The sequence below is a fragment of the Telluria sp. ZT3P26 genome (genome assembly GCF_059686035.1).
On the sequence record NZ_JCASII010000012.1, the window covers coordinates 16,444 to 38,196 of the forward strand.

Annotated in this window: 23 protein-coding genes; 7 read left to right on the plus strand and 16 right to left on the minus strand. The window is 57.4% G+C overall.

What is annotated here, in order from left to right; genetic code table 11:
• Positions 1 to 29: 29 nt before the first annotated feature.
• The 7 genes from AC56LN_RS22705 to AC56LN_RS22735 form a co-directional block, all read right to left on the minus strand.
• On the minus strand, positions 30 to 974 hold the full coding sequence (locus tag AC56LN_RS22705; protein WP_499574831.1) for a TrbL/VirB6 family protein: 945 nt from the start codon (positions 972 to 974) through the stop codon (positions 30 to 32).
• A gap of 72 nt (positions 975 to 1,046) precedes the next feature.
• Complete coding sequence (gene virB5 / locus AC56LN_RS22710) at positions 1,047 to 1,706, minus strand: P-type DNA transfer protein VirB5 (RefSeq protein ID WP_499574832.1); 660 nt, start codon at positions 1,704 to 1,706, stop codon at positions 1,047 to 1,049.
• Positions 1,707 to 1,807: 101 nt separating this feature from the next.
• Positions 1,808 to 4,180, minus strand: coding sequence for a VirB4 family type IV secretion/conjugal transfer ATPase (locus AC56LN_RS22715; RefSeq protein ID WP_499574833.1), 2,373 nt, complete (start codon positions 4,178 to 4,180; stop codon positions 1,808 to 1,810).
• Positions 4,155 to 4,520: a VirB3 family type IV secretion system protein gene (locus AC56LN_RS22720; protein WP_499574834.1), complete on the minus strand. Its 366-nt coding sequence runs from the start codon at positions 4,518 to 4,520 to the stop codon at positions 4,155 to 4,157. Before AC56LN_RS22720 ends, AC56LN_RS22715 begins: the two co-directional genes overlap by 26 nt.
• Positions 4,517 to 4,801, minus strand: a complete 285-nt coding sequence (locus tag AC56LN_RS22725) for a hypothetical protein (protein ID WP_499574835.1) — start codon at positions 4,799 to 4,801, stop codon at positions 4,517 to 4,519. Before AC56LN_RS22725 ends, AC56LN_RS22720 begins: the two co-directional genes overlap by 4 nt.
• Before the next feature lie 29 nt (positions 4,802 to 4,830).
• A complete protein-coding gene (locus tag AC56LN_RS22730) occupies positions 4,831 to 5,451 on the minus strand; it encodes a lytic transglycosylase domain-containing protein (RefSeq protein ID WP_499574836.1) in 621 nt (206 codons plus the stop codon).
• Between the two features lies 1 nt (position 5,452).
• Positions 5,453 to 5,779, minus strand: coding sequence for a hypothetical protein (locus tag AC56LN_RS22735; RefSeq protein ID WP_499574837.1), 327 nt, complete (start codon positions 5,777 to 5,779; stop codon positions 5,453 to 5,455).
• A gap of 227 nt (positions 5,780 to 6,006) precedes the next feature.
• Here AC56LN_RS22735 and mnmH point away from each other — a divergent pair, with 227 nt between their 5' ends.
• Positions 6,007 to 7,038: a tRNA 2-selenouridine(34) synthase MnmH gene (mnmH, locus tag AC56LN_RS22740; RefSeq protein WP_499574838.1), complete on the plus strand. Its 1,032-nt coding sequence runs from the start codon at positions 6,007 to 6,009 to the stop codon at positions 7,036 to 7,038.
• A gap of 86 nt (positions 7,039 to 7,124) precedes the next feature.
• Here mnmH and AC56LN_RS22745 read toward each other — a convergent pair whose 3' ends face one another.
• Complete coding sequence (locus tag AC56LN_RS22745) at positions 7,125 to 8,207, minus strand: fatty acid desaturase (RefSeq protein ID WP_499574839.1); 1,083 nt, start codon at positions 8,205 to 8,207, stop codon at positions 7,125 to 7,127.
• 63 nt (positions 8,208 to 8,270) lie between these two features.
• Complete coding sequence (locus AC56LN_RS22750) at positions 8,271 to 9,014, minus strand: autoinducer binding domain-containing protein (RefSeq protein WP_499574840.1); 744 nt, start codon at positions 9,012 to 9,014, stop codon at positions 8,271 to 8,273.
• A 1,383-nt stretch (positions 9,015 to 10,397) separates the two neighbouring features.
• On the opposite strand from AC56LN_RS22750, the gene AC56LN_RS22755 reads away from it, so the two are divergent.
• Positions 10,398 to 10,862, plus strand: coding sequence for a helix-turn-helix domain-containing protein (locus AC56LN_RS22755; protein ID WP_499574841.1), 465 nt, complete (start codon positions 10,398 to 10,400; stop codon positions 10,860 to 10,862).
• Between the two features lie 256 nt (positions 10,863 to 11,118).
• Here the strand turns inward: AC56LN_RS22755 and AC56LN_RS22760 are convergent, their stop codons facing one another.
• The 5 genes from AC56LN_RS22760 to AC56LN_RS22780 all read right to left on the minus strand — a co-directional run bounded on the left by AC56LN_RS22760 (position 11,119) and on the right by AC56LN_RS22780 (position 15,641).
• On the minus strand, positions 11,119 to 12,255 hold the full coding sequence (locus tag AC56LN_RS22760) for an FAD-dependent monooxygenase (protein WP_499574842.1): 1,137 nt from the start codon (positions 12,253 to 12,255) through the stop codon (positions 11,119 to 11,121).
• Positions 12,256 to 12,267: 12 nt separating this feature from the next.
• A complete protein-coding gene (locus AC56LN_RS22765; protein ID WP_499574843.1) occupies positions 12,268 to 12,873 on the minus strand; it encodes an isochorismatase family protein in 606 nt (201 codons plus the stop codon).
• A gap of 69 nt (positions 12,874 to 12,942) precedes the next feature.
• Entirely contained in the window at positions 12,943 to 13,770 is an 828-nt protein-coding gene (locus AC56LN_RS22770; protein ID WP_499574844.1) for a pirin family protein, read from the minus strand.
• 29 nt (positions 13,771 to 13,799) lie between these two features.
• Positions 13,800 to 14,870 carry an alkene reductase gene (locus AC56LN_RS22775; protein WP_499574845.1) on the minus strand — a complete coding sequence of 357 codons (1,071 nt, stop codon included), beginning with the start codon at positions 14,868 to 14,870 and terminating at the stop codon, positions 13,800 to 13,802.
• A 39-nt stretch (positions 14,871 to 14,909) separates the two neighbouring features.
• The gene (locus AC56LN_RS22780; protein ID WP_499574846.1) at positions 14,910 to 15,641 is read right to left on the minus strand and encodes an SDR family NAD(P)-dependent oxidoreductase; all 732 of its coding nucleotides are present in this window, start codon (positions 15,639 to 15,641) and stop codon (positions 14,910 to 14,912) included.
• 151 nt (positions 15,642 to 15,792) lie between these two features.
• Between AC56LN_RS22780 and AC56LN_RS22785 the strand changes: the two genes are divergently transcribed.
• The 5 genes from AC56LN_RS22785 (at position 15,793) to AC56LN_RS22805 (ending at position 20,022) form a co-directional block, all read left to right on the plus strand.
• Entirely contained in the window at positions 15,793 to 16,668 is an 876-nt protein-coding gene (locus tag AC56LN_RS22785; protein WP_499574859.1) for a LysR family transcriptional regulator, read from the plus strand.
• Positions 16,669 to 18,082: 1,414 nt separating this feature from the next.
• On the plus strand, positions 18,083 to 18,910 hold the full coding sequence (locus tag AC56LN_RS22790; protein ID WP_499574860.1) for a DUF932 domain-containing protein: 828 nt from the start codon (positions 18,083 to 18,085) through the stop codon (positions 18,908 to 18,910).
• Positions 18,911 to 18,976: 66 nt separating this feature from the next.
• On the plus strand, positions 18,977 to 19,225 hold the full coding sequence (locus tag AC56LN_RS22795; RefSeq protein ID WP_499574847.1) for a hypothetical protein: 249 nt from the start codon (positions 18,977 to 18,979) through the stop codon (positions 19,223 to 19,225).
• Between the two features lie 31 nt (positions 19,226 to 19,256).
• Positions 19,257 to 19,553 (plus strand): hypothetical protein, encoded by a 297-nt coding sequence (locus AC56LN_RS22800; RefSeq protein ID WP_499574848.1) that lies wholly within the window; start codon positions 19,257 to 19,259, stop codon positions 19,551 to 19,553.
• Positions 19,554 to 19,641: 88 nt separating this feature from the next.
• Positions 19,642 to 20,022 (plus strand): hypothetical protein, encoded by a 381-nt coding sequence (locus AC56LN_RS22805; protein WP_499574849.1) that lies wholly within the window; start codon positions 19,642 to 19,644, stop codon positions 20,020 to 20,022.
• A gap of 211 nt (positions 20,023 to 20,233) precedes the next feature.
• Here AC56LN_RS22805 and imuA read toward each other — a convergent pair whose 3' ends face one another.
• Together imuA and AC56LN_RS22815 are read right to left on the minus strand one after the other, a co-directional pair.
• Entirely contained in the window at positions 20,234 to 20,953 is a 720-nt protein-coding gene (imuA, locus tag AC56LN_RS22810) for a translesion DNA synthesis-associated protein ImuA (RefSeq protein WP_499574850.1), read from the minus strand.
• Positions 20,954 to 21,038: 85 nt separating this feature from the next.
• A complete protein-coding gene (locus tag AC56LN_RS22815) occupies positions 21,039 to 21,611 on the minus strand; it encodes a helix-turn-helix domain-containing protein (RefSeq protein WP_499574851.1) in 573 nt (190 codons plus the stop codon).
• Positions 21,612 to 21,753 lie beyond the last annotated feature (142 nt).

The following is a 21,753-nucleotide window of genomic DNA, read 5'->3' on the forward strand; positions in this document are numbered from 1 at the left end:
AGATGGAAAAGAGTTTTTTCATGGTTTTCTCACTTTTGTTCAGCCGAAATGGACCCGCCTTGGCGCCCTGGATTGCCGTTGCGGATTTCCCCGCCCGATGGCGGCTGCTTGCCGCCCATCTGGGGCATTTGGGGCAACTTGATTTTTGGAATTTTGCGGACCATCGTTGAAATCCCGATCCCACCAGCCAGGGCGGCGGCGATCGCTGGAATGTTCAACGAGACGAACACCATTCCCAGGCAGACCAACGACACGTAGAACACCGACGAGATAGAAAGCTCGGTCGGAATCTTGCTGCTAATCATGGCAATCTCGATCTGTGCGGCGAACGAAAAGAGCATCACCATGAAGGCGTAATTGAGCACTTGGCCTGTCCAGTTTTTGAACAGGTCCCGCGTAGCGGGGAACAGGGCGGCTGCGATAAACAGCGGTCCAACGGCGACCAGGATGCCAAGCGCGAGCTTTGCCAGGATCACGTAGGCGATGGCGATCACCATAAAGGCGCCGCCGAACACGGACATCGACACGATGGCGATGCCCGCGAAGATGGTTTGCTTGATGCCGTCCGCGTCGTTGTAGAGCTTGATGAACGACTGGATGAAGGCGTTCGCCATCGAATCCAAGGCCGATTGCGAGCTGTAGCCGGTGCCTACCGTGTTAGCCAGGTCATCGCCAAAGCCGATGACGAACGGCGCTACATACGTCTTGTACATTTCGATGTTCAGGCCGAAGGTAATGACAGCAGCCCATCCAACCATCCTGAACCAGAAGTCCTGCATGTCCTCGATGATGTCGTCGTCTCCACGCCAGTACGACGACAGGATGAGCATCATGTACAGGCCGAACCCGGCCGCGAACAGGGGTGTCACCAGCGCGATCATGTTGGCCGTCCCGTTCACCAATACGGTCGTCACAGCAGAATCGAAGAAGGTGTACAGATCGGTAAAAGGTGTAATCGGCATAATGTGGGACAAGTGCCCCGCTCCGTTTCTAACTTGCTGTTGATGAAACAGGCGGACGCACGAGGCGCCCGCCCGTCGTCATGCCTACTTCGCAAACGCGGTGTCGAATTCCCGCGAGCGCTGCTCTGCTGCCAACTGGGCCTCGGCCGCTTGAAGCTGCACGAGAAGGTTCAGCCGGATTTGCTCGTTCTGGATCATTGCGTTCTCAGCGGCCATCCGGTTTGCCAAGTCGGCCGCACCCTTCGCGTCTTCCTGTGCATCGGCTTGGACCATCAGCGCATTGATGTTCTGAACCCGCTTGAGCGTGGCGTCGTATGCCGCCATCGTCATCGCCTTGTTCGTGACCAGCACGTCTTGCTGACGCTTGCGCGCGCCGGCAGCCGTCGTGCCGAAGCCTTCGGCCGTGGCGAGCGCCTTGGCCGAATTGCTCAGGCCGACGAGCGAGCCGCTTGCGACTTGGCTATACACGCCCGCCCATTCGTCGGGCAGATAGTTGCGGAGCGCCGGGTTGTTGAGAATCTGGCCCAGGTTGCGGGAACCGCTGAGCGCCTTGTACTGGCGTTCCATGCCCTTGAGCTGGTCCACCATCTGCTTGTACTGGTTTGCCCACTGGGTCATGGTTTGCACTTGATTGAGGGTGTCAGGGACGGATGCGACCACCGTCACCGGAATCCCTGCGAAGGCAGACGAGGACGCGGCCAGCAGCAGCCCCACCGCGATTCGCTTTACTGTCTTTGTCGTCATGTAAATCTCCAAGTTGGATTTTTCGCGTCCGCGAAAACTTGCATGAGCGGCGGGAACCATCTGATTTTTCGCGGACGCGAAAACGAGTAACCCCGCCGCCTTCAAGTCGATGCGGTCAATGCCTGCTTCTTGCCTTTGCGCTTTGCCTGGAACTCGGGCATCCAGACATCCGGGTCCGTGCCAACTTCCGACACGATCTCGTTGAAGATCGCGATGTTTTCCGTATTGCCGGACAGGATCGAGATTTCGTCGTCCATGCCGTACAGGTCGAGCATGGCAAAACAGCTTTGGTTGCCCTGCTTGATGAGGAAGGTGCGCGACTCCACGTCGAGCGCCTTCAGCTTGTCGAATTCCTTACGCGTGAGACCCACCCGCTGATAGCTGCTGAACTCGGCCGAAGGATTCGGGAGCAGGATTTTGGTCGGGGTCTGGTCGCGGATCGCGGCGAAGATAGGCGAGTTGATTGCGTCTTCCGGCGACTGCGATGCCATGACCATGAATTCGTCGCGCTTACGGCCGGTCTTGAGCACGTCGAACATCATTTTTTGCGTGCTTGGATACGAAGCCGGAACATAGAATTCCTCGATCACAGTCGCCAGCAATCCGCCCTGCCGCTGCATCATGCCTTTCAGGTGGAACAGATAGGCCAGCACGGGTTCGGTCGGCTCGTAGCCCTCGCGCAGAAAGTCGGACACGTCGAAGCCAACCTTATGCTCGTGGATCAACCCCATGTTGTCGGCCACGTTGTCCAAGGCCCAGGCATACTCCCCGTCCGTGGCTTCGCACCACTTGGCAAGACGTTCCGGCAAGGTATTGCCACCGGCGCCGGGGATGTTCTCCAGCAGGCGGCTGAAGCGGCGATGCTGGATGTCCAGGCTCATCACGGCGTCGACCGCGATCTTGACCTGGTTGCCCTCTTCGTCCGTAATCTTGCCGTTATGATCCTTCGCGCACGTACGCACCAGTCCATACAGGAACTGCCGATTGGCAGGCGTGTCCGGCAACTGGAACGGCGCCAGACCAGTGCGCTCGCCAGCCTTCAAGGAGTAGTAGACGCCGCCCAGGGCCGCGATGAAGATCTTCAAGCCCTCGTCCTTGTCGAGCGCGAAAATCTTCGCGTCGAACCGTTCGAGGAAGCCGATCAACGCGGTTTCCAGGGTCGTTTTACCGGCGCCCGTCGCACCCAGGATCAGCGTGTGCCCGGCGATTTTCTCGCCCAGGTTGTTTTCGCCTTCTTTCGAGTGGTGGAAATTGAAGCTGTACAGCGAAGCCGAAGCCGTCTGTAGCGGGATGACGGCGGAACCATCGCCAATCGGGTTGCCTTCGGATTTGCCCGTCGAATAGTTGTGCATGCCGAACGACGCCGCCAGATTCCGGCTGGACTTCATCATCGGCCGTGGCTTGACCTTGGCGCCCGGTATATGGCTCAGGTAGGACATGGGCGCCGACAAAGCCGCTTTGATGAAGCGCGCGCCGCACTCACCGAGGAACGTCGTCGTGACCATCGTCCCGTTGTCAGCCGCCTTTTCCTTCGTCGGGCCGTAGACCGTCAACGCGGCGTGGTACTCGCCAAACGCCAACTCGCCGGAGCTGATATAGCCGAGCGCGCTACGCAGCTCGTCGAGCTGGTGGCCCGCCTTGTCCTTGACCGACTCCAACTTGTTGATCTGGCTGTTGATGGCTTTCTGTGCCTGGAAGATGCCCATGCACAGGAACGATTGCGTCAGCGTGAATTCGACCGGGAGCGCAAGTACCTTGTCGAACATGCCCCATTTGGTCTGGGCCGGGAATTCCTTCAGGTCGTACGAAACCGCAAACCGGGTTTCGTTCGCACCGCGGATTTCCTGCAAGTCGTAGCCCCAATGGAGCCACGAACTCGGGATCGTCTCCCTTGCGGGCGTCGAATAGACCGGCTGCTGTTCCTTGAAGCCGTTGTACAGGCCGCCCAGGAACTCGTAGACCTGCGAGAACATCATGCCGTTCGAGTTGTAGGCAGTCAGGCACTCCGGGTCGTAGATGGCAAACGCCTTCATCAATTGCGTGCCGATGTCTTCCAGTTCCTGCGCGCCCTCTTCGATGTCGTCATGCTTCAGGAGGACGGACACATAGAAATTGTTCTCGAAGTAGTTGCCCGTCTCGAAGCGCTTCAAGTACTTGCTTGCGAACTGTCGCATGAACGCAGACTTGAACTGAAAGCGGCTGTCGAACGAGACGCGCTCACGCTTGAGCGTAGTCCAGATCGCCAGACGGCTCCCCTTGTCCTTCGCCAGCGAGGCGATAACGCGGTTGCGGCTATCGAACCGGCTGACGATCACGTCGTCCGGCATCGCCTCGAACGGCATCCCGGCGAGCTTAATCACCAGCAACGCTTTGTCGTCGGTATAGCTGACGACGTGCGGCGTGACGTGCCTGCCGATCTTCGGAAGCCGTTCTTCAGCCGACGGCTGGTTATTCAGGATCGCGCTTATAGACATGATCTCTCCGTCCGAATTTCATTGGTGAAAGGGTGAAGGTGTTGCCGAAGGACTTGGCATTCCTTCGCGTGAGGCGGCACCAGATTTCCATCGCCGTGATGCGCAACGCTTGGTCGTCGGTCTCGCATATCTGCTTGAAATACAGCAGCACTGGGAAGCCGACCAAGCCGAAAAACACGCCGCCTGCACCGAGGATCGCGGCTGCGATGAGAGCCAACAACATGCTCCCCATCCCAACCACGATCACTGCGACCAGAGGAACACCCCAGACCATAGCGACCCGCGACAGGGCGTTATAGGAGGGATAAACCTCTTGGTTGTCTGGGGTAGACACGATCATGCAGCCCAGAGGAAGAAGGCCCAGCCGGCGAGCGCGGTGGACCCGCCGACCACGGCGGTTTTCATGATGCATTGGCCGTAGTCCGCCCACTGAATCTTGTCGGTCGCAAGCTGCGCGCCCTTCGCGCCCAGGTACACGACCGACAGCGCCGCCAGGATGACGAAGAACCAGGTCTTGAACGTGTTAATGGCTTCCGTACCCGTATCGAGTCCGGCCGCTTGCGCGTTCGTAGCCAGCAGCGTGATTGCCAGGACCGACAAAACGATTTGAACTTTCTTCATAGCATTACCTTTGATTGATAGTTAGTTGGTCAAAACTCTTTGAAAACATCCCAGGACGCGGTCTGCGGTCCCTCGGGCTGTGCTGCATTTGGCTGCGCGGCCTCCTTGTCGGCTGCTGGACGCTTCGCCTTCATCACCGGCAAACCCTTCGCCATGACGGGTATTGCTTGTGCAACAGTGTTGCGCTCACCCGGAACTAGATTTGCTAGTACCTTGTCTACATAGCTCGGTTGGTTCCCCTCCTTCTGCTGACCGCGTGTGAAATTGCCGCTGTAATAGCAGGACGTAGCGGCCTTGGTTGCTTCAATCCCGTTGCCAAACTTGGCAACGGCCCTCTGAAGGCACTCGTCGTAAATGGCTGATCCGGCAAGTGCATTCTTTGCAGGGTCGAACGCTGATTCGATGTCCAACCCGTATTTGGCAAAATTCGCTTGGTTCACCTGACGGCAACCCACGCTGTAGTTGAATCCCAGCCTCTTGAGGTTCAGCGCCGTGGCTACCGCCTCTTGCTTGTTGCGGGGCTGGCGTTCGAGGCGTCCATTCACGACGCCGATGGCGTAGGGATTGAATGAGGACTCCACCGTGACCACCGCGCGTTCGATTGGTGTCGTCACGTACTGCATGCAGTCGTTCGGCAGCAGATCGGCCATGTCACGCCCCTACCGGCACCGTGGCACCGCTGGCGGTGACGCGGCACAGCCGCCAGCCGCCGACTTCGATGAAAACGTCCGAAGCAGCCTTGCAATTCTCTTGAACGAAGGAAATCGCGCCGATGAGGTTTCTCCACACTTTCATATCTCCCCTGGATGTCGTGATTGGCTGGGTCTGTTCGCGTCCATCGAACTGCACGGCCACCGCCCAAACGCCTGCGCCCGTCTCATGCACCGTGACAACATATTTACTGCCGAGCGATGTAGACAGAATGTCTAGGTATTGCTTGGTCAGCCGAGATTGCTGCTTTGGAGTCGATTCGCGCATGATGTAAGCAATTCGTTGTTTTGTTAAACATTACCAGGTTTTTTAAACAAAATCCGATTTTGTTTGAAAAGTAGCGTTCTTGTGTTTTTTTCTTACGTTCCGCACTGCTGCGCTATTGTGGTCGGCGGACTCTGCAATCACCAATGGGGGCAATTATTTGGGGAAGTCGCATAAATCGATATACAATGGAAGGTTTTTTAAAGTTAAACCATATAAAAGATGCCACGATGCAAGAGTTGAAAAACAGCATGACTTATGACCTCATCATTGATGCCCGGTCGCCGCGCGAATATGAGGAGGACCACATCCCAGGCGCGATCAACATGCCTGTGGTGAACAATGAGGAATATGCGGAAGTCGGCACCCTGCACAGGACCGACAAGATGGGCGCGTACCGTATTGGCGTGCGGTATTCGCTTGTCAACATCGCCCGCCATCTTCAAGAGGACGTGTCCGCTTACCCGGATAACGCGCGCGTGCTGGTGTACTGCTTTCGGGGAGGCAAACGAAGCAAGTTATGGGTGGACGCGCTGGAAACGGTCGGCTACAAGGTCGAGAAGCTCAACGGTGGATGGAAGGGATATCGCCGCTGGGTCAACGAGCAGCTTCAGGAAGTGCCGACCCGCTTTCAGTACAACGTCTTGAGCGGCCCGACTGGTTGCGGCAAAACGAGACTCTTGTACAGGCTGCACGACGTCGGCGCCCAGGTGCTCGATCTGGAAGACATCGCGGCGCACCGAGGCTCCGTGCTCGGCGCGCTGCCCGATGGAACAAAGCAACCGTCACAGAAATATTTCGATAGCCTCTTGCTTAAGAAACTGTCCGAGTTCGATCCGGCCAAGCCGGTTTGGGTCGAGGCAGAAAGCAAAAAAATCGGCAACGTCCAGTTACCCGACGCCTTGCTTGCGACGATGCGGAAAGGGCAGACTTTCAGCGTTGTCGCAGACATGCCCCAGAGGGTCATGCTGTGGAGGGAAGACTATAGGCACTTCGAGGAAGACCCGATGGCGATGCTGGAACGCCTGCAATTCCTGAAGCTTCACGTGGGCAATGAAGAGTTTGCGGCGTGGGAAGAAATGGCAAAACAGGGCGCGATGCCGGAACTGTTCGAGCGGCTGATGGTGAAGCATTACGACCCGTCATACCGACGTTCCGTCCTTCGCAACTATCCCGATATCGACAACTCGCCTGTCATCGAGTTGCACGACCTGTCGCCGGAAGGTCTGCGAAAAGTCGCCCAGGACTTAACGGGCACTTGATATTTTCGCGCCCGCGAAAAACGTGGTGACACCGCGGTGGATCCTGCAGCTGGATCTTGTCACCAAGGACCTTTTACACTGACAGGTCAACCGGCCCGGATCATCCTTGCGATCCGGGCCGCGCCGATACAGCTCATTTCCCCGGCCATGTTCTCCCGCTCGTCCGCATCCTCCAACCACAGACGCAAGCGCTCCTTCATCACCTTCGTAAACAATGGCGGTACGAGCGCGAGCAGGAACATTACCGGATAGGACGCTGGCAACTTCAAGGCGCCGGGGGGCATGCTGAGCTTGTAATACGGCGCGCGCAGGCTCAAATGGTGTTGTCCGTGATATGCGTGGTTCAGCGTGACGCATGCCTGCATCCAACAAGCGTCTTCCCAAGCAAAACCGTAGTCGGCCAGATCGGGTGTCTCCTTTTGAGACAGTCCCCAATGTTGGAGGTAAGTAATTGCCTGCAGGGAGAACGCAGCGCCGATGATCTGCGCGGCGTAAAACAGCAGACCTTGCCAACCGGCCGAAAGGTAGAACGCCGTGGCGATCGCAAGCGGCACCAGGGCGCGTTTCAGTGGGCGAGCGGACCAGAACGACAGGTTCTTACGCTTCAGCCTCGATGTCTCGAACTCCCAGGCCCAGACGTGTGAACGGACGTAGCGCTCCAGCGCATACGAATAAAGCGACACGCCCTGCCGGGCCGCGTCGCCGCCGTGATGATGGCCGGTGCGCGCATGGTGACTTAAATGTTCTTCCGCAAAATGGAAATAGCCGACCGAAGCATCCAGAAGCATCCCCAACGAACGATCAAGACGCCGCCCAGAGTGGACCATTTCGTGAGCCACAGCCGTGTTCAACGACGTGACGATCCAGAGCGACAAACCCAGTTCCGCATACTGCCACGCGGACAGATGATGCGATCCCAGGTAGTGAATCGTCCAGGGAAGGACGAACGCCCAGACGGCGACATACAGGCGAGGAATAAAGCGGAGGTAATCGACCAGGGCAGAGGACGGGGCCACGTTCGGCGGCGAGACATCGTTACCGACGAGATACCGGAGGACGGGCAGCAGAACGAAGAAGAAGGCCACCGGGAGCCAGGGAACGCCGGTATACGTGCCGACCACATACATTAGCTGGGGAAGCAACACCAGCATGTACCCTGCATTCTTCATCGTTGTGCTACTCGTTACCATCTTGTGCCCCAAGCATTACCAGGAATTTAAAAAAAGGGGCCGCTACGTAATGATTCCTTGCGCTTCGGCCTCTCTTACCGCATGTTCAATCTTATCGACATCAAATTTTTCCTTGATGTTGTTTAGTTTCTTGTACACCGCAGCAACCTTGATATCGTAGATCGCTGCTATCTCCAAGGCAACCTTTCCCTTCTTTGCAAGTTGTAGAAGCTCAACATCGCTATCGAGCAGGCTGAACTTGCGCATGGCTTCGGTCCTCAACCGCTCGTTCCACCAAAGCAGCAGCTCCATGCCAAGCGCGCCGAACTGGACGCGTTTTCGGAGTAGCAGCGGTTCGCCCTCTTCTTCCGGCAAGTCACATCCCACGTACAGCAGACCCATGCGCTTGTTCGCGTCCATGGACGTGTGCGTGGGGACGACCAAACCGCTGCGAAACCCATGTTCGGCACCGACTTTCATCAGCTCGATCTGACCAGCCGATTGGACCTTGATTTTAGACCCAACGATGGGCGCCGTGTTCATGCGCGCATATTCGAAAAACGGATCGTTCATCATCCACATGCGCTTGTTGTAAATCTTGCAAAGCTCGGGGCTGCATCCAACGAAGAAACGGAAACTCTCGTTGATCTTGCTGAACTCGGGCGGCAGCAGCGTCGTATAGACAAACCACTGCGCACCCAGCGCTTCCACGATGTCCTTTACCAATACACTTGCCTCAAGCTCTGTTGCGCAATCGGCCAATTCACCGATCAAATCCATTACATCCGGGCCATCCATGTTTCCCATTATTGATCCTTTCGTCATCCACAGCGCGCCTTACAAACCTATATAGAGGTCTCCGCATCGACGGGTGTGTAGACAGGGTTACACAGGCACAGTTCACTTCATTGTCCTAATTCAGATAATGAATTTCTAACGACAACAAATTACAAGTCTTCCTCGTCCAAATCATCCGGCTCCGAGTACGACGTACCACAGGAACTGCAAACCAATAAAGAAACCGCCTCCAAGGTTGGTTTTTCACGCCAAACAAAGACAGTATCAGCCGTGCACTTCAAACACTCTTTGATTAACACATGAAAGGGATTCGAGCAGTTTTCGCATTTAAAATCATGCAGTTCGCCTTCGTCCAACACTTCCAACTCGTCCTGATAACCATGTCCGCAAGTGGGGCACGCAAATTTCGTCATGCACATTATTAGCTCCTACGCGCGAAAGTCCATTCTTGGACAACAATTTGCACATTCATACAGTCTTTACAAGTCTCCTTCACGAAAAGCACAGCGTCAGCCAGATTCCTCCAAGTTTTCAAATCGCCTCGACTAGTAAAAACATCGAAACTTCTTTCAGGATTACTGATTTGAATACTTATTTGCCAAAAGCCAGGGGTATCTGATTTTATCTGGACAGAATAGTTATCTCTATTCGTCTCGGCCAAAACTAATATTTCTTGTTTATTCAGTCCCATTTGTAATCATCTGACAAGTGTTTGCCACAAGCGGCATGGCGTCATTTTACCGGAATGTTCCGCAAAACCGGATTTTGCTACGCGAATGTGACGAACGCTGAAGGAGTGCTGACGTGCAAAAAGCAAAAAACACAGTCCTTGGGGCATTTTTCGCGTACGCGAAAAAACGGGATGCCCGTTCCAGGGCGCGGTCGCTTACGCTCCCTTGGTCGCTGCGCGACTGGGCGGCGAGCCGCCCATCCTTCCAGGCCACCACTTGCCAAAACCCAAAACCCAAAACCCAAAACCCAAAAGCGAAATGCGCCGGGGCCGTTCGTGTCGAATGGTGACACCGCGGCAGCTCTCGAGAACTTTTCCAGTCACCAAGAAGCAAAACGTGGTGACACCGCAAATGACCAGGTGTGCGATCGTTGTCGCCAATGTTTGGTGACATGGCCAGCGCGCCGGCGCCGCGGCCGCGTCACCAAACAGGATTGATGCTTGGTGACGCCAGACGTGTCGAGTGACACAAATAGTGAAAACTTGGGCGATGATTTCAAACGTCTTTTTCAGTAATCGTGACAACTCGCGCTTCACGGTGTGTCACCAATAATGAAAAAAACCAGCATCTGTGCCACATATAATGCAAAAAATATTCGGCCTGTTCCAACCCGCTAAATAAATTATCCTTATCGATTCCAACGTCTAGTTCGGCTCCGTCGATGAGTCCTTTTGCACACTTCTTGAATGATCTTCGGCTGAGACATCAAATGCGCCAGGTCGACTTCGCCGAGCTCTTAGGTTACGAACAGAGCTACATTTCGGCTTTAGAACTGGGGTTAAAGAATGCACCCAACGGTGAATTTCTCGCCAAGTTGAGCGACGCCCTTGAGCTATCAGGGGACGAACTGGGACGCCTTCACGAAGCCGTTGCCGCATCAGAACGCAAATTAGCGATCCCTGCTGACGCCAATAAAAACATGTACTACCTCATGCATAGCCTTCGGCAGCAGATCGACAATTTGCATCCGGTGCAGGTTGAACTAATCAACACAGCACTGAGCCTGAAAGGTTCGCTTGTCGATTCCACCCCCGAACCAGTGCGTCGCCTCAAAACGGCGACGCAATCAGGAAACCGGCGAATAGCTGTAGCTGCTCGCGTTTGGGACCGAAGTTGCTCGTATTAGACCCTGATCTCGGCTCGAAATAAATGCAAACGAAGGCAAGGATGTGCTCACGGTATCTGCAAATGAGCTTGCAATCGACGGTAGCGGCTCGCATTGTATTTCCTCCAGCTCATGCTACCTGCAAATGAAATTCCGTCACCTGTAAACCCCTTTCGACTGCGTGTAGGACCGCTCAGTGCGACGACGAACGCCGCCCAGCTGCGGGCTAGCGGCACCTTGGGCTAGCGAATGCGGACAATAGCTTGCCGTGGAGTTTTTACGCCATCCGCATGGACGCCAGGGCATGGTGCAAGTATTCGGAGCTGAGCCGGCGTGAATGAGTCACCAACGCCCGCACATAGGGCAGACGTGCCGCTTCGTAACGGGCGAGGGCGGCAAATACGGGTTCTTCGGCCGGGTTAGAAGCCAGCAGCGCCGCGAGCACTGTCGCATCGTCGACTCCGGTCGCGTAACCGCTGCCGGTCATTGGCGTTACTACATGCGCGGCGTCGCCCATAATCGCAAGCGGGCCTGCGGCCAGCCGCTCCGGCCGGTACTCGGCAATGGGAGCGCCGCTCAATGCATCAGGCGAGCGCACTCCGGCGGCGACCGCTTCCGCCCATGCCTCAGGCCAGAGCTGGAATATCATCCCCAGCAATTCTTCACGCAGGCCGGCGTCGATTGCGCCGGGTCCGAGCGTCCCGACCAGTTCACCATCTGGCGTGAGGCGGCCAGTGTGCCGGAGCAGTTCACTGCGGTGCGCATCGAACCAGGCGAAGGTTACCTGGCGCCGACCGGGCTCCAGCGAGCCGTCGCGGCCCGGCAGGACCGCTGCGACCAGCCGGTAGCCGTGAACCAACTGGATCCACAGCCCCCCGCTCGACGGCCATGGGACCGGGCGTGACAAGCTGCTTTCCTCGACCAGGCCGCGCCAGACCACATAGCCGGCGTAGCGGGCCAGCGGTGCGTCTGGTGCGATAGCACGGCGTACGGTACTGTGATAGCCGTCGGCGCCGATGACCGCATCAGCCATCTCCTGAGAGCCGTCCGCAAACGATAATTGCGCCCGGTCGCCAATGGGCGCGACCGACGCGACAGTCCTACCATGCTCGAGGATGATGCCCGCCGTTTCGGCGGCGCGCTCATGCAGCCACGCGTAGAGAGCTGGCCAGGTTGCTAGGTAACGGTCGCGATAAGCGGGTACGACTGGCAGCGCGGGATGCGCCCGCGGATCGTGGCCGACTGTTGCCGCGAGCGCCGCGAGATCAACGCTCAGACTGTCGCCTCCGCGCGCCCGCAGCGCCGCGCGTTCGACGACACGCACCGGCACACCCTTGCCTGCGCATGCAAGGGCTAGCGTAAGGCCGGCAAGGGAGGCGCCGACGATGACAATCTGCGGCTGCGTGCTGCTCATCGGTACGTTGCCTTACTCGATACTGGCACCGAGTGCCGGGAAGACATCTGTAAACAGCAGGGTAATCAGCTGCTGCCCTTGCGGCGTCGACCAGTCCTGCGCGATTTCCGCCATCAGTGTGTTCGTAGCGGTAAGGACCACCCCGGCATCGTGCATCCGTTGACGCGAGAATTCTTCAGAAAGCAAACTTGGCGAGCCGGACGCGTCCATTACCGCTTGCACCGCGAACCCTTCCTGTGCTGCGTCGATGGACGGGAAGATGAGACACACATCGGTGGTGACACCTGCCATGATCAGGTTCTTGCGTCCGGTGGCGAGTACCGCCTTGTGAAAATCGGGGTAGGCCCAAGCATTGACGACTCCAGGACGTTTGACACGGGCCTCATACGCTTCAGGAAGAATTTCTGCAATCTCCGGCAGAATCGGTCCCTGTGCGCGTTCTTCTTGGCTGGACGTGATAACGACCGGCAGATTAAGGATTTTTGCCATCTTTGCCAGCGCAATCGACTGTTTGGCCGCAAGTTCGGAGTCGATATTCTTGATAAGTTGCATGGTGCCGACCTGATGGTCGATCAGCAGCAAGGCGGAATTTTCAGCGGTAAATTGTTCGATTTTCATGATGCGGCTCCTATTGGTAAAGGGATGCGAGGACCGAATGGACCAGCGCGTTGATGATGCGACAGGGTGTTACAGGGTGCCCATCTCGCCGCGCCGATAGGCGGCGGCTGCCGCGCTCAGCGCTTCATGGGTCGCGAAGGCCATAGGACCGTTCGACAGGATCGGCTGGTCCAATGGCCGGCCGATGAACACGGCTACCTGCGTCCCGCCAGCTCCGGCTACGAGGGTATAGCTGCTGCCTTCAAGCCCGATCGCGAGGATCGGAGCAGCAAGATCATCAAGGCCGAAAACGGTTCCGTCGAGCTGCGCACTGCCAGCGATCGGCATCAAGAAGGCGCGCTCGCCGGCCGCAACCGGCAGCGTCAGTTCGGCGCCGGCGTCGAGCGTGATGTCGAGCAGAGTGACGTCGGTGGGCGGCGTCAGGGGCGAACACAGTCCATCGAAGCTCCCCACAGGGACGCGCACTTCCACTCCCGGGCGTCGCAGCACCGGCACATCCTGCGGCGCAAGCGTCAGCGCGAGCGGCTCGGCGTTCTGCCGATCGTGCGGTAAGTTCACGAAGATTTGCAGCAAATGCGTCGTCTTGCCCAAGACTGCAGGATTTTCTTCATGGACTACTCCACTCCCAGCTGCCGTCCAGTGCAAGCCTCCCGGTTCGATCAGGGTTCGGTTGCCACGCGAATCGCGGTTTGCGATGCCGGTCTCGGAATCCTTGAACAGGTAGGTCACCGCCGAGAATCCGGCGTGTGGATGCGGAGGGAACGTTGGCTCGCTCATCCACGCATGGTCGATTCCCATGAACGGGTCGAGTTGCGCTGGGTCCGTACCATGTAAGCGGTAGGCCCTAAAATGGGTGCCCCGGTTGGCGCGCTGCATACGGGCGATGGTCATCGTCATGGCGGCTCCTTTCGAATTGCCAGGTGATTTTATATAGCTTCGCCGGAATGGAGCGCGGGATAGTCGATATATCCCTTGGCGCCAGCCGGTGCGAAGAAAGTGCTGCGGTCGGCCTCGTTGAGGGCGGCATCCAAACGGAAACGCTCGGGTAAATCAGGGTTGGCTAGAAAGGCGCTGCCAAACACGGTCGCATCCGCCTTTCGTTCTGCCAAGATGCTCTCGGCGCGCTCTTTCGTGAGGCCACTACCCATCAGGTAGGCGCCATCGAACAGCGGGCGCAGCAAGGCGTGGTAGTCGACCTGCGTGCCGAACAGAGCTACGTGCAGATATGCCAAGCCCAACCTGCGCAGCTGCTTGACCAGGTAGGAATAGGTTTCGGCTGGCGCGTCGTCAACGATGCTGTTGTAGTTCATTTCGGGCGAGATCTTGATGCCGACCCGGTCCGCCCCGGCTTCGTCCACCATCCCGGCCAGAACTTCCAGCACGAAGCGTGCGCGACGCTCGACCGAGCCTCCGTACGCGTCCTGTCGGTGATTGCTGCCTGACGAAAGGAATTGTTCAGGCAGATAGCCCGACGCGGCGTGCAGCTCAACGCCGTCGAAGCCGGCTTCGATGGCGCGCCGGGAGGCTTGGCGGTAATCGTTGATGACGCCGGCAATCTCACCGAGCGTCAGTTCGCGCGGTTCGACGAAATCGACCTGGCCCTGACTTGTCCACGCTTGTCCGGCAGGCTTGATCGCCGACGGTGCAACCGGAGTTGCGCCACCGAGGAGCAAAGGATGGGAAATCCGACCGCAATGCATTATCTGCATGAAAATGCGACCGCCACGTGCATGCACCGCCTCCGTCACCTTCCTCCAGCCGGCGACCTGTGCGTCGGTTTCGATGCCGGGGGTATTCACATAGCCTTTGCCAAGCGCAGATGGGAAGACGCCTTCGCTAATGATCAGTCCAGCACTTGCACGCTGGGCGTAATAGGTAACGGTCAATTCGCCAGGCACGCCACTATCGGCAGCGCGCGAACGCGTCATTGGCGCCATGACCAGGCGGTTTGGTAGGGTATAGCGGCCGATACGTACAGGGGTAAGGGTGTTGGTCATTGGTTACTCGCCAGTAGAAAAAGTGTGAATCGGTGGGGTTCAGAGGCGCGCTTGGCCACCGTCGGCGACAATGGTCTGTCCGGTCACGAATGCGGAGTCGACCGAGCATAGGAACGAGACGACACCCACCAGATCCTGAGGTTCGATCATGCGCGGGATTGCCTGCTGTTTCGGCAGGTAGTCGAAGATATCTTCGTTCGTCCCGCGCATGGATTTGGTGTTTGTCAGCCCCGGGGCGATGACGTTGGCAGTGACGCCCGACTTCCCAACTTCGCTTGCCAGGGCACGCGTAAAGCCGATCACGCCGCCCTTGCTCGCGATGTAGGCGGTCATGTCAGGCACATTCAGCCAAAGCGAGCTGCTGGCGACGTTGACGACCCGGCCTACGCCGCGCTCGACCATACCCGGCACGAACGCCTTGCACATGAGGAAGGCGCCATCTAGGTTGACGCCGATAACCTTGCGCCACAGGTCGTAGTCGGTTTCCGCGAACGATCGCCACGGATAGATGCCGGCGTTGTTGACCAGGGCGGTGACAGGTCCGAGCGCCGCTGCGACATCTTGGGCGAACTGCGAGGTCGAGGCAGGCGAGGTCACGTCGACGATGGCCGAGAAAAATTTGCGGCCCTGTGCTTCGACCAGAGCGCGGGTAGCGCTGGCGTCGCTCACGTCGGCAACCGCGATGTCGAAGCCATCGGTGGCAAGCCGCTGCGCATACGCCTGGCCGATGCCCGTGGCGGCGCCGGTAATGACTGCAGTTCCTTTGTTCATTCTATTCTCCTAAAGCCTGCGCGAGGCAACGATGTCGAGATTTGCATCTGCCGTTTGAAGCGGCCGTTTCAATGGACGTATCTTCCCACTGGAATGAAATGAGATAAAGTAGGCAAAATGAGAATCATTGATTCATAAATGGGGCAATCTGATGGAGTTGTTGAATGACATGGCCTTGTTTATCGAGGTCGCGCGCACGCTGAGCTTCCGGCGCGCCGCCGATATCACCGGCGTACCGAACTCAACATTGTCACGGCGGGTGACGGCGCTCGAAAAGGCGATCGGATTACGGCTTTTTCACCGGACCACCCGGAAAGTTGAGCTTACAGAAGCTGGGCAGCTTTACTACGAGCGCTGCCGCCGGATCGTCGACGAGGCACGCAGTGCACACGAGGAACTGGAGCAGATGCTCGCGCAGCCCAGCGGTGTTTTACGCGCATCCTTGCCAGTGGATTTTGCGACCGTTTATGTGGCACCCCTGGTGGCGGAATTTTCCCAGCGTTACCCTGGCATCCGGTTCGAGTTCGACCTGACACCACGCCGGGCGGACCTAGTAACTGAGCCCATCGACTTTGCGATACGCATGGGTGAACTCCCAGATTCGCACCTGATCGCCCGGCCGCTCGCCCAGCTGTCGGTTCAACTCTACGCCTCGGCGCGCTACTTGGAAGTGACGGGCGAGCCGGCGCACCCTGACGATCTGGTACAGCACGAGCGCATTGGATTTCCTAAATCAGGCCCTTGGACCCTCATGCGTAACGCGGAACGTGTGGAAGTAGAAGTGGCAGGCAAATTCCTGGTGAACAGCGTCGGCATGTGCCGGCGTCTTGCGACCCTGAATCTGGGTATCGTAATGTTACCGGAGGAAATCGCCGCAGAGGATGTGGCCAAGGGGCAGTTACGCAGGGTCTTGCCGGATTGGACAGGTACTACCATCCCGGTGTATGCGATCACGGAAACACGTTTGCTCCCGGCGAAAACCCAGCGCTTCATCGAATTTCTTCAGGACCAACTCGGAAAGCGCTAGCGATACTGAAGTGTACTGCTCTGCTTAGGGCTGGAGGGAAGCGATTGCAACTCTTCCATTCAAGCGTTAGATAAACGTCGAGGCAGCCGAATGGCAGAAACCGAATCTGGAACACGGCCAAGACAATCGAACCAGACCGCTGTGGTTAGCGCTCTTGCTGCGAATGATAAGCTTACTGAATGACAATTACTGGCCGAAAGGGAGGTTGCCTGTTGGCGATGTACCGTACTGGTACACCCATGCGAGGCACTGCCGTTGAGATGCGTTTCGCGTCTCACATGGGTTGATACGACATATGCAAGACATCGTCGCCCGATAGTTTAGACCCCGACGAGACGTTTTCCATGGACTTCCGTCGTTTGCAACTAGCATGAGCCGGCGGCGGTGAAATGCGAGCTGGCGCGGTCAATTGCAAGCTCATTTGCAGATAGCGTGAGCACGAGCGCCCGGTCATTTGCAGTTATCGCGAGCCGAAATCAGCGTCAAATGCGAGCACGGCCGGTTTTAAACGCGAGCCGTTACACTTAGAACCTATCCCAGTAGGGAATGAGTCGTTTCTGACGCGCCTGACAAGCGGGTGCGGCGTTGCTCGTCGTTGCATGGCCCGCCATGCGGCCTTCTCGCGCCTTGCCCGCGCTTGCCATGCATCGTCATCAACTTCCTCCTCCCTACTGGGATAGGTTCTTAGTGGTGATCATTGCCCAAACCGTAATACGACCCAGCAGTCCATCATGCTAGTAAGGGCGAGGTACAGTACAGCCAGTTCATCCGATTCCTAACTTTCCAGGATTCGTCTTTTGAAAAAATAGGCGGCGGCTGTCGGACGAAGCAGTTTCCACTAGACAATTCTTTTCCGAATTTGTTTTGCTGTTTTCACTAAATGTGGCACGGTTTGCATTAATTGTGTCACCTGACAAGACGCGACCAGGTGCGCGATCGCAGTCACCATCCTTGGTGACGTCTGCAGCGCGCCGGCGCCGAGATCCTATCACCACCACAGCGCGTTCTAGGTCCGTCGAGGTCGCGGGCCGGTCGCATCGGGGCTGGCCGGGGTCGGCCCGGCCAAACCCGCCCCTACATGCTCCCGCGATACAGGGGGTGCCGTCCTTCGGCGGCATCCGGACCTTCGTCCGGACCGGCGAGCCGCCCCCGTTTGCTCTGTTCACGAGCTGGGAAACCCCGTCTACAAAGGAAGGTTGTCGGCCGCTGTCGCCGCAGGGATCGGGCGTTTTTGGCCTATTTAAATTGGCTATTGAGGGCGGGCGCTCGATCAATAAATATGCGATCACATATCGGTTAATGACAACTGAAATACGTTGTCAAATGAGTTGTCATGGACTATAATAATTACATGGTGGACGAAACGATTCACCAGTAAAAACGATTCAAACGTCAACGTAACCTAAAGGAAATAATCATGTTAGCTTCTAAATTCGGCCGTAATCGTACCTCCCTCCGTTCGGACTTCCCGCTGAACGATGACCAGATTCGCCGCGTTGCCCCGTCCATCTTCGCAGTCGAAGCGCACGAAAGCCGCTCGGCCCGTTATACCTACATCCCGACCGGCGACGTGCTGACCGCGCTGCGCAAGGAAGGCTTTTCCCCGTTCATGGTTTGCCAAGCCAAAGCCCGCGACGAAGGCAAGCGCGAGCACACGAAGCACATGATCCGCCTGCGCCACGCTACCCAGATCAACAGCAAGGAAGCGAACGAAATCATCCTGCTGAACTCGCACGACGGCACGAGCAGCTATCAAATGATGTCGGGCATGTTCCGCTTCGTGTGCGCAAACGGTCTGGTTTGCGGCGACGTGATGAGCGATGTCCGCATCCGTCACAAGGGCAATGTCGTGGACAACGTGATCGAAGGCGCTTTCCGCGTGCTGGACGACTTCGAGCAGATCGGCGGCCAGATGAACGGCATGAAGGCGTTGACGTTGAACGCAGGCGAGCAACAGGCATTCGCGCACGCGGCCCTGTCCCTGAAGTACGACACCGAGGCGGCGCCGGCGCCAGTGACCGAAGCGCAAATCCTGACGCCGAAGCGGAGCGAGGACCGTTCCAACGACCTTTGGACCACGTTCAACCGAGTGCAAGAACACCTGATCGACGGCGGTTTGCGTGGCCGTACTGCTACCGGCAAGGTCCGCGAGACGCGACCAGTAACCGGCATTGACCAGTCCGTGAAACTCAACCGCGCGCTGTGGATTCTGTCGCAGGAAATGCAGAAGCTGAAAGCGTAATCGTACGGGAGAGGGAGCCTAGCTCCCTCTGTTCGATGTGCCAAGAACAGAGCTAGAGGTCATCCAATGGATTCCAAACTGATGTTCGTATCGCAGCAAAACAGGAAGCGTGCGCGGTCGACGGCAAGGCGCTTAATCGCCGTCCTGAAGAAATACCAGCGTGATCCCGACTCGAATGCGGGCATGCGCGGCGAGGCGGCGGCGCTGGCCGTGAGAGCGTCGTACTACCTCCGAGAAGCGGAGACGGCAGGGCGGATCATTCTCACCGACCACGGCGAGCGCCGTCAGATTTTCTTGTCCGGCCGGGTCGATTAGGCCGATGCCGATTAGCATACTGGAGAACGATATGACCTTGCCTATGCCCAGCGCGGCGCACGTTCAAGAAGTCATTAGCGATTGCCTGAAGACGTTGCCACTCGGTGCGATTCCCGAGCCAAGACGCGATGAAATCGTTAGCAACTGTATAGGGCCGGTGGTGTTGCTGTTGTCGGCCGTCCAGCTCGCCGGATCGGCCGGGCCCGACGAAGAAGCCGTGTTAATGCAGTGCGTGCGGCGCCTCTACGCACACGCAGAACACGCACGCCGCACCGACCATTTCGCCAACCTTATGCAAAAGCTTGCCGTGTACCGCGACACGCATTGAACGACGGCAGACCGAGCGCGAACGTGGTGACAGTCCTTCGACCTGGCGCAGCTGGTTCTGTCACCATCAACACTTCAGTGAGATCATTATGACCATGACAAAAAACCATATCCAGAGCCTTTCCGCCATCGCCGCATCGCTGCCGGGCTGCATCGCAAAGCTCGACGCATCGAGGGCGGAAATCGCCGGGAAGATGGACGCCCTCAAGGAACTGGGCCTGATCTACGCGACCGAGCACATGAAGGATGGAAAATATCTCGTCCTGCTATACCCGATCCAGCCAGGGGAACCGCGCCGCCGTGAGTACGTCGGCAAGGACCCCCAGAAGATGCAGGAAGCGCGCGAGGCGATGCGGCGCGCCCGAGACTATGACGCATTGGAAGCACAGGCTAAACGCCTCGATGCGGTCCTGTATGAAGGGCTGGGCAAGCTGCAAGACGCCGCCCGGATTCTGGCCCGCGCCTTATGATCCTCTTATTGCCAAGCCGGTTTTCGACACCGCGTGATTAGAGCAAATGGGGGCGGCTCGCCGGTCCGGACGAAGGTCCGGATGCCGCCGCAGGACGGCACCCCCTGTATCGCGGGAGCATGTAGGGGCGGGTTTGGCCGGGCCGACCCCGGCCAGCCCCGATGCGACCGGCCCGCGACCTTGACCCTACCGCAACGCCATGTCAGTGTCGTTATGCCACCAATTCGGCCGGTGTAGCCAGCGCCGAAGGTACGTAGCGCGGGCGCTCCCGCTCGACGCCGTGGCGCGGCACGGATCGGGGCGCCAGGACGACAGGTAACGGTAAAAACAGTGTTTCATCGCGTTGAGGTCCGCGCCTTTTCACAAAACCGATATCTAGCCCGCCCTCGGCTGGTCTGAGACTTAGCCGCAACGGTGCGGGGGACGCGTCCAACGCTGTCGCCAGCGGGCGAAACATCACAAACAGCGTTTCACTGCTTTGTGCCGCCAAATGCAAGCGCCGCAGGCTCTCGGGACGTATATGGTTTTGCCAGAAGAGGACAGCGCCGCAGCAGCCGCTACGCAATAGAGTCTCGACGGCCCATAGGGTGTCGCCTGTCCGCTCGCTGCAAATCCAGAATATCTGGGTAGCATTCAATCCATGTTGGCACCACGCGAGCGTATTAGGCGTCTGTGGCGGGGCAACGATGTAAATTTTCCGGCTGGCCACCTTCGCCAGTGCCGGGCCAAGCAAGCGTATTTCACCGATGCCGGGCTGCTGTACAAGAAGATCAATCAATGTCCCGACCGGCCATCCACCCCCTGGAAGCTGGTTAGATAGCGCCGCATGGCCTGTGTCGATGCACAAGGTATCCGCGCGTGCGAGCTGGGACGCACGCCATAGGGACGGGTGCAGGGTTTCGGGATCGAGCTGGACAGCAGAGGTGGACATGGTAACTTGCATATACTGTACGGATGTACAGTATATGCAAGTTCATGTTTTGGCAAGTGTGAGATTTTCGCGTCCGCGAAATCCATCAAATACCTAACTCGCCTTGGGCGCCTTGGTCGGCCTGGACGCGGTTAGCATCGTCGGCTTCGACCAAGGGAATATGCCGGGTCCACGACTTGACAGTTTTCTTCTTCGTCGTCTCGTCCTGTTCGTCGAAATTAAGGACAACTTGAGCTTGAAAGGACGCCCATTTTCCGTCTGCGCGATCCTGCCAAAATACATTGGAGTTCACCCGGTAAACATTTGACGTGCCTACTTTCAACACGTCGATCCATTGTTGTTCGCGCAGGATTTTTATAGCGCGTTTAATGGTCGAGTTACTGACCCCGCAAATGCGTTCGAGCGATTCATTACTTATCATGACCGAGTTCGCCTTGTTCATTTGCTTAACCAGAGTCATCAAAACCATGAAGGCGGCGGGGGCGTGATTAGCAAGTGATACAGTTTCATCCATGTAAATCTTGCTAAGTTGAACGAAATCGGAATTCACAGCGCCGTGCTTCACACGAGCTAATTCCCGGCGCGTCGATTCCAGCTCGGCGGCGAGTTGAGTACGAGAGTGTCCACCGGCACCGTCATCTAGCGTGAAATCGTTCATGGCTTCCTTGACCTGTATTGAGTTCATTTGTGACCCTCCGAAGGTCACAAATGTTACTATACGCCCTACAAATGAGCTTCGCAAGGTTTTTCGTGACCCATGCAGGGTCAAGCTAGACTGCTCGTGGCTCACGCGTGACCTC